This window comes from Tunturiibacter psychrotolerans, assembly GCF_051013365.1.
GTDB classification, from domain to species: domain Bacteria; phylum Acidobacteriota; class Terriglobia; order Terriglobales; family Acidobacteriaceae; genus Edaphobacter; species Edaphobacter psychrotolerans_A.
In genome coordinates this window covers 4817756-4829572 of sequence record NZ_CP132941.1, presented here as the reverse complement: position 1 = coordinate 4829572, position 11817 = coordinate 4817756, and the positions used below count along the sequence as shown (strand labels likewise).

Sequence of the window (11817 nt, the reverse complement as noted above, 5' to 3'; positions counted from 1 at the left end):
GTTGTTTGAACGCTCACGAAATCGTCTACTACCTCGTCTTAGCTGGTTAAACATCCGAAATGCGCTTGGATTTCTTCCTGGTCAACGCCTCAAACCCGGCAATCACGTCGAACAGTTCTTCATCGATGCCTTCCTGCCGGAGCCGGTGAAACTTCCGATTGAGGTCGTCCAACATGCTGTCAATACTCTTTTCGGCGCGTTGCATCGATGCGAGCCGACTTGCGTTTTCACTTGCCAAGGATTCCGCGCAGGCCTGAAACAGCAGAACAAATAAGTAATCCTGAATAAATGCCGGTAGAGCGGACGCTACCTCATCGATTACCTGCGGAGGCGTCTTCGTTGGCCATGGCGTGGTGTGTAGTTTTTGTTCCCACGACGCGTCCAGGGGAAGCAGACGCCTGCCCACGGGCTCGTATGCTGAGCCGGGTTTTGGATGATTATGAAAGACATGAACTTCCCAAATCTCGCCCTTTTCCCGAGCCGTCTGGAGTTCGAGTAGGATCTGCCCGACCAGTGGCGTAATCGCATCGAGAGAACCTGGCACTTCAAGTGCTCTGATCTGACTTAAATCGGTCTCAGCCAGCAGGGTCTTCGCACGTTCCCCGACTACCCAGATCTGAGTCACCTTCCCTGGAAGCGCACGCAGCGCTTTTAGGCTGAACTCCACAATTACTTCATTGAAGCTGCCTACAAGGCCCTGATCTGAACCGAAGATTACAGCGCCGATCGGTGTTGCGTGCTGTGGCTTGACGATGCCGGGCCGAAGGCTCTGGCCGTCTCCGTGCAGACACGCAATCAAGCCAAGTTCGACCGTTCTCAGGTAGTCGTCGAGAGCTTCCACCGCCCTCTCGTACTGGCCGATGCTCGACGCAGCAAGAGCCTTCATCGCCCGCACAACACCACCCAGCTCCTTTGCTCCACCGATCTTCCGACCCAATTGTTCCGTTGAACCACTCATTTACTCTCCTTGGCTGGCGGGCCTGGGTCGGGCTTCGGCTGAAAGCTCGCAAGAGCCCCTTTCGCAAGGTCAACGATGGCTTTGTGGTCTTCATCGCTCAACTTGTCCTCGGACATAAGCCGTCCGGCAACTTCCTTCGAGAGATCTGCGAGCGCCTTCTGAAGTGCGAGTTCGCCGTCCGGCACCTTATTCAGAGGCATTTGATCGAACAGACCAGCCTGGAGTGCAATCAGCACGATGATCTGCTCTGCGACCGCGACAGGTTGCGATTCGGGCTGCTTCAGGCAGGCTCGTATCCGCTGTCCATGATCGATGCTCTTGCGTGTCGCGTCGTCCAGGTGGGTTCCAAACTTTGCAAAGGTCTCCAACTCCTCGAACTGGGAGTAGGCAAGCTTCAGATCGCCAGCGACCGCCCGGTAAGCGGGCTTCTGTGCCTGGCTACCCACTCGCGAGACAGACTGCGCTACGTCCACAGCCGGAAGTACGCCAAGCTCAAAGAGTGTCGGAGACAGGTAGACCTGACCGTCGGTAATCGAGATCAGGTTGGTTGGGATGTAGGCAGAGATATCCTGCGCGTCGGTCTCAATGATCGGAAGAGCGGTCAACGAACCACCGCCAAGCTCCTTGATCAGATGGGTGGAACGCTCCAGCATGCGGGAGTGAATGTAGAAGATGTCGCCGGGATATGCCTCTCGACCTGGCGGCCTTCGCAGCAAAAGTGATAGCTCTCGGTACGCCTGCGCGTGCTGCGTGAGATCGTCATAGACGATAAGGACATCGCGACCTTGTTCCATGAACCACTCGGCTATGCTGGTTGCAGCGTACGGCGTGATATAGACCAAGCCGGGTGCATTGTTGCCTTCCGCCACAACAACGACCGTGTACTCCATCGCGCCTTTTTCCTGCAGGTTGGCTATAACCTTGGCCACGGACGACGCTCGCTGCCCGATCGCGCAATAGACGCAGACCACATTCTGCCCACGCTGATTCAGAATGGTGTCGATCGCGATGGCTGTCTTGCCCGTCTGACGGTCGCCGAGAATGAGTTCGCGCTGACCTCGGCCGATGGGAATCATGGCATCAACCACCTTCAATCCCGTTTGCAGAGGAACGCTGACCGGGGCGCGGTCCATGATGGCGGGTGCCGGCCGCTCCACGGGGAGGCGGTTCTCGGTCAGCACCAGTGGCTTGCCGTCGATGGGATTGCCCAGCGGATCGAGGACGCGGCCCAGCAGCGCGTTGCCTACAGCGACATCCATCACGCGTCCGGTGCGCCGCACTTCGTCGCCAACGTGGAGATCCTGGTAGTCGCAGAGCAGGATAAGTCCAACCTCATCTTCATCCACGTTGAAGGCCATGCCCAAACGACCGCCTGCGAAGCTGACCAGTTCTTCGTTGCCCAGATTCGGCAAGCCGGAGATGGTGGCGATGCCGGTCGAAAGACTGGTGATGATTCCGATCTCCTCCGGCACCAAACTTGGGGTGTACGTGGCGCACGCATCCCTGAGTCCATCGAAGGCGCCGTAGAGCGCAGTCAGCAGGGCTCCGGCTGGCTCAGTCATTTGACCTCTGCGTCGTGAGCGGGCGTAGGCTCCGGCTTAGTTGGGGGTGCTATCAGTTCAGCAAGGCTTCGATCAAAGGAATCAAGATAACTAGAGATACTCCAGGACAGCTTTTGCCCCTGCGCGGTGAGTTCGATACCACTGATCGCGTTCGCATCCGTCTCATACCGAACTCGAATCACCGCGGAGAAGGTTTCATTTAGAGCATTCTGGATCGCGGCTTTTTGCTCGTCGGGAAGGTTGAATGCGCTGCGGACGAGAGACGCTTCGGGTGAAGCTTTCAGCGCCGCGCCCATCTCGTCTTTATCCTTGACGTTCATCAACCGCAGCCGCCGAGTAAAGACCTCTCCGATCCGCTCTTCCAGAGTGACGGTCGCGAGATCGGCCAGTGTCTTCTTCGTGATTTCGAAGACCTGGTTCTGAGCCATGCGCCTGATGGCGACGGCCTGGTGTGCTCGGGCGTCTTTGAGCGCGGCGGCCTCAGAGGCGCGAACCCCATCTGCTTGCTTGTGCGCTTCGTCGACCAGACGATCGTGCTCTACCTTGGCGTCCCCATCAGCCTTGGTCATCAGCGCAGCCCGCTGCTCGTCGAACGATTTGTTCTTGGCTTCGAAGTCTTCCTGCTGCTTGTGTGCGTCAGCCTCTTTCGCTTCAGCGTCCGCGAGTTTGGACGCAATACCTTTTTCGCGAGTATCGATTGCGTTCAAAATGGGTTGATACAGAAAATGCTTCAAGAGCCAGACAAGGATCAAGAAGTTGAGCATCTGCGCGATGACGGTGAACCAATCGATGAGCATAGGTCACTTACCCTGGACAGCATGCGCGATGACGAACTTCCAGAAGGGGTTAGCAAAGATCAGAATCATGGAAACGACGAAGCAGTAAATTGCGAGAGATTCGATCATTGCCAATCCGACAAAAAGCGTCCTGGTTATGGTGGCAGAAGCGTCCGGTTGCTGCGCGAGAGAGGTTAGAGCCGTCGAGACGGACTTCCCTTCGCCGAGAGCCGGGGCGAGGCATCCAATACCGATCGTCAGGCCGGCTGTGACGATCGACGCGATGGCAATTGCGGTTGTGCTATCCATGAAGTCTCCTTGATTCAGGTTTGCTTAGGAAGTGGTTTCGAGGCCGGAATGGGAACGCCCTGCGGCTTTGGAACCAAAGTGGCGGCCGCAATATAGACCCCGGCAAGAATGGTAAAGATATATGCCTGAACCATACCGGTGAGTAGTCCCAGAGCGGTCATGACGATGGGAAAGAGGAAGGGAGTGATCGTAAGCAGGATGCCGACGATCATCACGCCGCTCATCATGTTGCCGAACAAGCGCACAGCTAACGCCAGGGTCCGTGATAGCTCGCTGATGATGTTGAACGGCAGCATGATGATGGTCGGCTGGGTGTACGTTTTCAGATAGCCGCCCAGGCCCTGCTCTCTGATGCCATAGAGCGGCACAGCCAGAAAGACGCAGAGCGCGAGTGCGGCTGTGGTTGAGAGAGACTCGGTCGGTGGCTTGTAGCCCGGAATGATGATGCAAACCGCGCACGTGGCTACAAAGACGAACAGCGTCCCGAGAAACGCAAGATATTTGCGCGGCGCTGCCAGACCTACTTCCTTGATCTGTGTCTCAAGCGTAGTGACGATGATTTCCAGCGCACCCTGCCAGCGGGAGATCTTTCCCTCTGTCCTCAGTCGGCGCGTGATGAGCATTGCTCCGAACGCCATCAGCAACATCATGGCCCACGTTGTGACGATGGTCTGGTTTAGCTTGAAAAATCCATGCTGCCAGAAGATCAGTTGATCGGAGGTCAGATTCATCGCGCCCCTCCTGACGGCGCGAGCGCCTCCGCCCGGAACGAAAAGCGTGCGTTTCTTGTAACGAAGAAGCGGGCAAGAACAAAGCCCGTAAGACTGCCTACGACATTGCGCCAGTCACCGCGGCTTAGATAATAAAAGCCCACCATGACGACCAGCGTTCGAAAAACCATGCTGCCGAGAAACACGATGGCTGGTTGCGCAGAGATAACTCCTCTTCGAACCGTCCACCATAGCCCGACGAAGAAGAAAGTGCCGAGAGCAAAGCCCCCGAGGATCGCCCCGCTGACCTTCAACGATTCAGTCATCGGTGTCCTCCTCCCGCATCGACGCGTCTTGTTGAGCAACCCAATGCCACGCGTTGAAGCACCCAAGCACCAGGCCAGCGAACAGGAGTGTAAGTGTCCAGGAAAATTTCTGCGGATGGCGATCATCCAGCCAGACACCGAGAATCGCGCCCAACAGCGTCGGTATGGCAACGGACCAGCCGATGAGTCCGGACATCCCAAGGCCAAACCAGACACCTTGGTCTCCGGCGCGCAGGGCCCGCTGCTTTCTCGTTGCTTTCGCACCGACCTGCCCGGCGAAGGTATCTTCTTCGTTGGGCGTGACTACGGGTGGTCCAATCTGCCTATCGCTCACGAGAAAACTCCGCGAGTCTGCCGGCGAACGTACTCTCCAGCTTCCTGAGAGCCTCGCGGACTTGCCGTTCCTGATCGTTGAGGGTAAGAAACTGCTGCTTGACGGCATCGTGCAGTTGGCCCAGGTCAGTACCTCGCACAGCTCGCCGGACCGAAACCAGCACCTTCATCCCAACTTTTGCGAGTACGCCTTCATCAACGGCTAGATAGACTGGTGAACGATTTGTCTCCTGATAGGTCAGAATGCCCGGCGCAAGTGCCGCAACGCAGTCAAGCCGGTGAGGCAGAATGCCGAAGGAGCCCTCACGCGTCTCAGCCACGATCCGTTCCACATCGTCGTTCTCGAAGAAGATTTCAGAAGGAAGAAGCACCTTAAGCTGCATGGGCGGACCCCGCGGGGACGGCTGCGGGCGGCATGGAAGCGGGAGAGGCCTTGCCATCCGGCTTCTTGGGCGGCGCTGCCTGCTTTGCTTCACTGATGGCCCCGATCATGTATAGCGCGCTCTCCGGAACGTCCTTGAACTCATCCCGCAGGATACGTTCGCAGCCATCGAGCGCATCTTCCAAGCTCACCTGCTTTCCTTTCAAGCCGCTGAACTGCTCGGTTGCGAAGAACGGTTGCGTAAGAAAACGTTCGAGTCGCCGCGCTCTCCCGACCGTGAGGCGGTCCGCCGGGGAGAGTTGATCCAGCCCCAGCATGGCCACAATGTCCTTCAGGGCTTCGTATTCGGCCAGGGTCTTGCGAATTTGCTGTGCGACCCCGTAGTGGCGTTCGCCTACGATGGCGGAGGTCGCCATGGCAGAGTTCGATTGCAGCAGGTCGATCGCGGGATAAAGGCCCTCGCTTGCCCGCTTTCTTGAGAGCACGAGCGATGCCGAGAGGTGCCCGAAGACGTGTTCCGCCGCAGGGTCGGTAAGGTCGTCCGCCGGCACATAGACAGCCTGTATAGAGGTGATCGCGCCCGCGCGCGTGTTGGCGATGCGCTCTTCCAAGCCTGACAACTCTGTTCCCATGGTTGACTGATAACCCAGCCTTGACGGCATCTGGCCAAGCAAGCCCGAGACCTCCATACCCGCCTGAATGAAGCGGAAAATGTTGTCAACCAGAAAGAGGACGTCCCGATGCTCGTCGTCTCTGAAGTATTCGGCCATGGTCAGGGCAGCGTGGCCAACGCGGAAGCGAGCGCCGGGCGGTTCATTCATTTGGCCGTAGACCATCACCATGTCTTTCAGGACGCCAGCATCCTTCATGCCGCTATAGAGTTCTTCCCCCTCCCGACAGCGCTCGCCGATGCCGCAGAAGATGCTCATCCCTTTCTGGTGCCCGATCATGTTGTGGATCATCTCGGTTAGTAGCACAGTTTTGCCTACACCGGCACCTCCAAAGAGGCCCGCCTTGCCTCCACGCTCTAGTGGCACCAGCACATCGATTGCCTTGATGCCGGTCTGGAAGATCTCGGATTTCGTCAGACGCTCCGACAGGGAGGGTGGTGCCCGATGCACACTGCGCCAGTTTGTATCCGTAGGCTCCGGCTGACGGTCGATTGCGTGGCCGAACACATCGAACATCCGCGAAATGATTGTCTTACCCACCGGCGCTTGAAGAGGCTTACCCGTGTCCCTAACCGTCATTCCCCTAGCAAGGCCTTGGGTGGCTGTGAGCGCAATTCCACGCACACGATGCTGGTCGATTTGCTCCATCACCTCGATGACTGTGGCTTCTTTCCTGCCACAACGCAGGATGGAGAACACAGATGGCAATAAGCCCGAAAACTGCGCGTCTACGACACTGCCCCTTATGGAAAGGACGACGCCATAGTTGGATGTCGCGTGTTCGTCTGACATCGCTTCTCCAAAGTGGCGGGTGATGTATTGTTCGGATCCGGTACATTCCGAATCGATCGGCTACGTTTAACCGTATCTCGCGGAAGAGTGGGGAGGCTGTGTCCTTTTGCTCACGGCTAACGCTGCGAAGTATCCAGATCAGCCGGAATAAGGGATCGCAGGTCCTAGGTCAAAGTGCTCTCAAGAACTACCAATGACCGAGCGTTGACGATATACCTGGCGTCCGTAATGACAACTCCCCTGTCGAGGTCCGCAATGTCGTCTGGCGCAGAGAGAGATGTGTCCACGACACGCCGCCAAGCGAGTAAGCCAGATACCCCAGTTTTGGGCAATTCAAACGATAATGTTCCCCAGAAAGCGTTGACGGCCACATAGAGCAAGCGCCTGAGAGACGCTGTATGGAGCGTGAACGCGATAGCATGGCAATCAGGGTTCCAGTCTGGTTTACCGAGCTCGATCCCGTGCCACTCGTAATGCGCCCTGGCTTGATACTGCTCTAGGGTGAGACTTGCCCCGGCACTCTGGATCTCGGTTCCAACTCGTAACATAATCAACTTCGCCACAAAGCGACTTAGCTCCGCGTTGCGACTGACAAGATTCCAGTCGAGCCAACTCGTCTCGTTATCCAGGCAATAGAGATTGTTGTTCCCGCCCTGTGTGCGACGTGCCTCATCTCCCATTAGTAGCATGGGCGTACCTGCCGAAAGCAGGGTGAGCGCAAGCAGGTTTTTGATTTGCCGCGATCTCAGCAAGGAGATCGCTTGGTCCGGACTCGGCCCCTCAACCCCACAATTCCAACTGTGATTGACATTCGTCCCATCGCGGTTACCCTCACGGTTGGCTTCATTGTGTTTGGAGTTATACGACACAAGGTCGTTGATCGTGAAGCCATCATGACAGGTAACGAAGTTGATGCTTTGGCCGGTGGGCCGATCCCCCTCCCCGTACAGGTCGAGGCTCCCCGTGATCCGCTCTCGCAGTTTGATAACAGTGCCTTGCTCACCCTTCACGAATGCTCGTATGTCATCCCTGAATTGTCCGTTCCATTCCTTCCATTTATCGGGCCCGAAACTACCGACCTGATATAACCCTCCTTCGTCCCACGCCTCGGCAATGAGCTTTGTACCAGCGAGCGCCGGGTGCGAGTCGATCTCCCAAATGATCGGCGCGTCGATCATCGGCTCTCCGGCTTGGTCCCTTGAAAACACCGAGGCCAGATCAAAGCGGAACCCATCGACGTGCATCTCGGAAACCCAGTAGATAAGGCTGTCCAGAATGAGCCGTTTGACGACGGACTCGTTAGCCTTCAATGTGTTGCCGGAGCCGGTGAAGTTGGCGTACTGGGCTTTGTCTTGATTGAGAATGTAATAGACGCTGTTTTCAATCCCCCGAAAACAGACCGTCGGACCACGTTCATCCCCCTCGGATGTGTGGTTGTAGACCACGTCAAGGATGACCTCGATTCCTGCTTTGTGCAGGGCCATCACCATCGTCCTGAATTCGTCCATGCAGCGCTGGGGGTCGTTATCTGTGCAATACGCGAGATGTGGAGCGAAGAACGAGACCGGATCATAACCCCAGTAGTTCTCGAGACCGTCGGGTGCATCCTGAGGGTCGAACTGAAATACTGGCAGCAATTCAACAGCCGTCACGCCAAGCTTTTGAAGATAAGGAATTTTCTCCACGACGCCCACGAACGTACCGCGCTTGCCCTCCGCGACTCCCGAATTCGGGTTCCGAGTGAAACCCGCAACATGCATTTCGTAGATCACCGTCTGCCGAAACGAGTGGTTGAGCGGAGCGTCACCTTCCCAGTCAAACCGGTTTGGGTCCACGACAACACTCTTCATGCAAGTCGCGGCTGTATCTCCAGGTCTGCAGCCGCCAGCGCGGCTATAGTTTTTCCCCACGGCCACGCTTCGGCCGTAGGGGTCGAGCAACACCTTCTGGCTATCGAAACGATGACCTGCCGCAGGATCGTCGGGACCGTGAAGTCGAAAGCCGTACAGTTGGCCCGGTTCGATGCCGCAAACCAGCATGTGCCAATAGTGCGATGTGCGATTGCGCTCGGTGTCGAACTCAATGGTTCTGGACGGAGCTACATCGTCAACTCCGTTGAAGAGAAGAAGTTCAACCATCGTGGCATTTGCCGAGAACAGGCTGAAGTTCGTGCCTTCCTCGCAAATAGTCGGGCCAAGAGGAAAGGGTCGTCCCGGTCCTGTCCGCTGTGCAGAATCTAGTGGCCGGGTTGCACTCATTCCATTCGCTCTTCAATCACAACCCGACTCAAGCTCGTCACTTCATGAGTATGGCGCTGCGGCGTACCTGCCTGTTGTGCAATCATGCTCACCTCTCCGCTCAACAACCCGATCTACATGGTTCCTATCGACCCGCCAACCTGAGCTTTTATGGGACAAGAACGATAGAGCTATCGTCACGATCTTTGCTCAGCATCGCCAGCGCCTCGTTCGCCTGTTCCAACTTCAGCACAGTCGTCTTCGGGCGTATGCCTAGCTTGTGCGCGATCTCAAGGAAGTCGCGGGCATCGGCTCTGGTCATGTTGGCCACGCTGCGTATCTGTCGCTCGCCCCAGAGCAGGCTGTCGTAGTCGAATGCCGGGATTTTGTCCATGTGGATAGCGTTGACGGCAACTACACCACCTTTGCGAAGGTCGCCGAGAGCTGCGATCACTACCTCCCCGCTCGGAGCAAAGGTGATCGCACGATCCAATGGAACGGGCGGCTTGTCACCGTCTTTCCCAACCCAGGTTGCACCCAGAGCGGCTGCGCGGTCTCGGTTGCCTTGGCCGCGGGACGAGACATATACCTCGCAGTTCCAGGATTGCAGTACCTGAATCGCCAGGCTCGCCGAGCTACCGAAGCCGTAAAGGCCCACTCTCTCTCCCGGTCGAACCCCGGCCACACGAAGGCTGCGAAAGCCGATAATCCCAGCGCATAGGAGCGGAGCCGCTGCGGCATCGTCCAAGCCAACGGGGAGTGGCAGCAGGAAGTCTGTGCGCACGAGGGCAAACTCTGCGTAGCCTCCATCAACCGTATATCCCGTAAAGGTTGGCTCGTCACAAAGATTTTCTGCGTCATGCGTGCAATACCAGCAGGTACCGTCCACTCCGCCCATCCAGGAAACCCCCACTCGCGTTCCAATGGGTAAATTGGGGGTTGCACCGTCGATGACTTCGCCAACGATTTGGTGGCCGGGGATCAACTCCGGCCGAAGCGCCGGCAGCTCTCCAGTCACGATGTGTAGGTCGGTCCGGCACACACCACAAGCAATCACGCGCAGGAGAGAGTGCCCCGGGAGTATGGTCGGGCGTGGAATGTCTCCGATTTCGAGGTACTGTCCCGAATCCTGGGTGGACCGACGAAAGATAGCCGCTCGCATGTATGCTCTCCGCCTGATCCTGACGATCGACCACTTGATTCCGAATCTCTACTTTGCCTTCTTCACGCCCCCAAAGACTGTGCAATTGGATACAGCGTCAGGAGCCGGCAGCGCACACACTGGAGCTTTGGCTTCTTGCAACTTGCATCAGCCATTCAATGTACAGGAGACAACATGAGCAAGAGTCAGATTCCACCATTCGCGACCACGTCAAACGTCGCTGGGCAGTTTGCAGACACTGAAGTTACTGGGCCTCTGGAGGCTGACGGGATCAGGCAGGTCAACCTCGCCACGGATGAAGAGAGCAAACTCGACGAGTTTGCGGATGAGGCTGCCGCCAATGAAGAGGAAGAAGACGAGTTGGAAGAGGAGAACGAAGTTGAAGCTGCGGCAGCGGCGAACCGGGGTTAGGCTAACTAATGCGGCGTGCGCAGAGGGGAGGCCAGCGGTCGGTGCGATTAGCAGCTTCAAACCAGACGAGAGCTTTCCGGACATCACTTTTCATCTGACTCACCGTGTCTTCGACTTCGCTCGCTGCTGGAGCAAGCGAGGCCTTGCCCGCGCAATTTCCCGCCGATGAAACGATAGGAAACTCCGAAAGGAGCACAGCCCGTGAAGCTAAAGCATGGCGATCACAAGTCGATGAAGAAGATCGTTGTGCTGGGAGCGGGTGTTCAAGGCACCGTGTTCGGCGTCCGTCTCGCACAGAGAGGTAACGAAGTCACCCTCATCGCACGGCCAGATCGAGCTCAGGAACTCCGACAGTTCGGTGCGACGATTCAGAACGCAGATACTTCCGAGACAACCACAATTTCCCTGCCCGTAATGGAACGTCTCGCGTCTGACTGTTCAGCCGATTTTTGCCTGGTTACCGTTCGTCGTGAACAGATTGCGGCGGTACTTCCAGACCTCGCTCGGGCGACCTCGATTAGGCGCATCGTGTTCCTCGCCAACCACGCGAATGGTTCCGAAAACATCTTTGCCCTGCTCGGCCGATCCCGCACCGTCATCGCGTTTCCTGGAATAGCCGGAAGCAAGGAGTCTGGAATCGTGCGCTACGTCGAGATTCCACAGCAAGCAACCTCTCTGGAATCCACTGCGCCAGACATCGCTTGGTTATTCCGTCAGGCCGGGTTCCGAGTTGACGAAGTGGAAAACATGGATGCATGGTTACGTCGTCACGTGGTCTTCATTACAGCAATCGTCGGTTCGCTCTACGGGCACGGCTGTGATGCCGCAAGGCTGGCGCGAAACCGCGAACAGGTGCGCCAATTTATCCTTGCGGTACGGGAAGGCTGGGCAGCGTTAGACGCACGGGAAGAGCCGGCGGCCCCGCTTGCGTTGAGAGCGATCATCTGCTGGATTCCTTTGCGCTTTTCAGTCACATATTGGTGTAAAGTCCTTGCTTCGTCGCGTGGCGACCTCTACTTCGCAGACCATGCACGTCATGCGCCAGCAGAGATTGCGGCGCTCGCCACCGATGTGCGTACCTTCACGAGTGAAGGGCAAGCACCAGGGCTATACAAGTTGCTTGGTGCCATTGATCGAAGAGGGATATCTCGATAAAAGCGGCCAGCCCTTCTTGGACAGGTAGGGGTG

General features: G+C 57.1%; 13 protein-coding genes. 2 read left to right on the top strand and 11 right to left on the bottom strand.

Translation table 11 applies throughout. From position 1 onward, the window contains the following. Nucleotides 1-46 precede the first annotated feature (46 nt). From RBB76_RS20460 to RBB76_RS20410, 11 genes are all read right to left on the bottom strand, one after another. Nucleotides 47-958 carry a F0F1 ATP synthase subunit gamma gene (locus RBB76_RS20460; RefSeq protein ID WP_429629550.1) on the bottom strand — a complete coding sequence of 304 codons (912 nt, stop codon included), beginning with the start codon at nt 956-958 and terminating at the stop codon, nt 47-49. After that, nucleotides 955-2520: an alternate F1F0 ATPase, F1 subunit alpha gene (locus tag RBB76_RS20455; protein ID WP_429629549.1), complete on the bottom strand. Its 1566-nt coding sequence runs from the start codon at nt 2518-2520 to the stop codon at nt 955-957. The genes RBB76_RS20460 and RBB76_RS20455 overlap by 4 nt, the downstream gene beginning before the upstream one ends. Beyond that, entirely contained in the window at nt 2517-3317 is an 801-nt protein-coding gene (locus tag RBB76_RS20450) for a F0F1 ATP synthase subunit delta (RefSeq protein WP_429629548.1), read from the bottom strand. The genes RBB76_RS20455 and RBB76_RS20450 overlap by 4 nt, the downstream gene beginning before the upstream one ends. Before the next feature lie 3 nt (nt 3318-3320). After that, on the bottom strand, nt 3321-3605 hold the full coding sequence (locus tag RBB76_RS20445; protein ID WP_429629547.1) for a F0F1 ATP synthase subunit C: 285 nt from the start codon (nt 3603-3605) through the stop codon (nt 3321-3323). Nucleotides 3606-3619: 14 nt separating this feature from the next. Then, nucleotides 3620-4336 (bottom strand): F0F1 ATP synthase subunit A, encoded by a 717-nt coding sequence (locus RBB76_RS20440; RefSeq protein WP_429629546.1) that lies wholly within the window; start codon nt 4334-4336, stop codon nt 3620-3622. Then, complete coding sequence (locus tag RBB76_RS20435; protein WP_429629545.1) at nt 4333-4641, bottom strand: N-ATPase subunit AtpR; 309 nt, start codon at nt 4639-4641, stop codon at nt 4333-4335. Before RBB76_RS20435 ends, RBB76_RS20440 begins: the two co-directional genes overlap by 4 nt. Then, the gene (locus RBB76_RS20430; RefSeq protein WP_429629544.1) at nt 4634-4975 is read right to left on the bottom strand and encodes an AtpZ/AtpI family protein; all 342 of its coding nucleotides are present in this window, start codon (nt 4973-4975) and stop codon (nt 4634-4636) included. The genes RBB76_RS20435 and RBB76_RS20430 overlap by 8 nt, the downstream gene beginning before the upstream one ends. Continuing rightward, complete coding sequence (locus tag RBB76_RS20425; protein ID WP_429629543.1) at nt 4965-5357, bottom strand: F0F1 ATP synthase subunit epsilon; 393 nt, start codon at nt 5355-5357, stop codon at nt 4965-4967. The genes RBB76_RS20430 and RBB76_RS20425 overlap by 11 nt, the downstream gene beginning before the upstream one ends. Further along, nucleotides 5347-6819, bottom strand: coding sequence for a F0F1 ATP synthase subunit beta (gene atpD, locus RBB76_RS20420; RefSeq protein WP_429629542.1), 1473 nt, complete (start codon nt 6817-6819; stop codon nt 5347-5349). The genes RBB76_RS20425 and atpD overlap by 11 nt, the downstream gene beginning before the upstream one ends. Nucleotides 6820-6983: 164 nt before the next feature. Continuing rightward, nucleotides 6984-9077 (bottom strand): glycogen debranching protein GlgX, encoded by a 2094-nt coding sequence (gene glgX / locus RBB76_RS20415; protein ID WP_429629541.1) that lies wholly within the window; start codon nt 9075-9077, stop codon nt 6984-6986. A gap of 148 nt (nt 9078-9225) precedes the next feature. After that, a complete protein-coding gene (locus RBB76_RS20410) occupies nt 9226-10218 on the bottom strand; it encodes a zinc-dependent alcohol dehydrogenase family protein (RefSeq protein ID WP_429629540.1) in 993 nt (330 codons plus the stop codon). Between the two features lie 174 nt (nt 10219-10392). Here RBB76_RS20410 and RBB76_RS20405 point away from each other — a divergent pair, with 174 nt between their 5' ends. After that, nucleotides 10393-10629, top strand: coding sequence for a hypothetical protein (locus RBB76_RS20405; RefSeq protein ID WP_429629539.1), 237 nt, complete (start codon nt 10393-10395; stop codon nt 10627-10629). Between the two features lie 201 nt (nt 10630-10830). Then, entirely contained in the window at nt 10831-11784 is a 954-nt protein-coding gene (locus tag RBB76_RS20400; protein WP_429629538.1) for a ketopantoate reductase family protein, read from the top strand. The last annotated feature ends 33 nt before the right edge of the window (nt 11785-11817 follow it).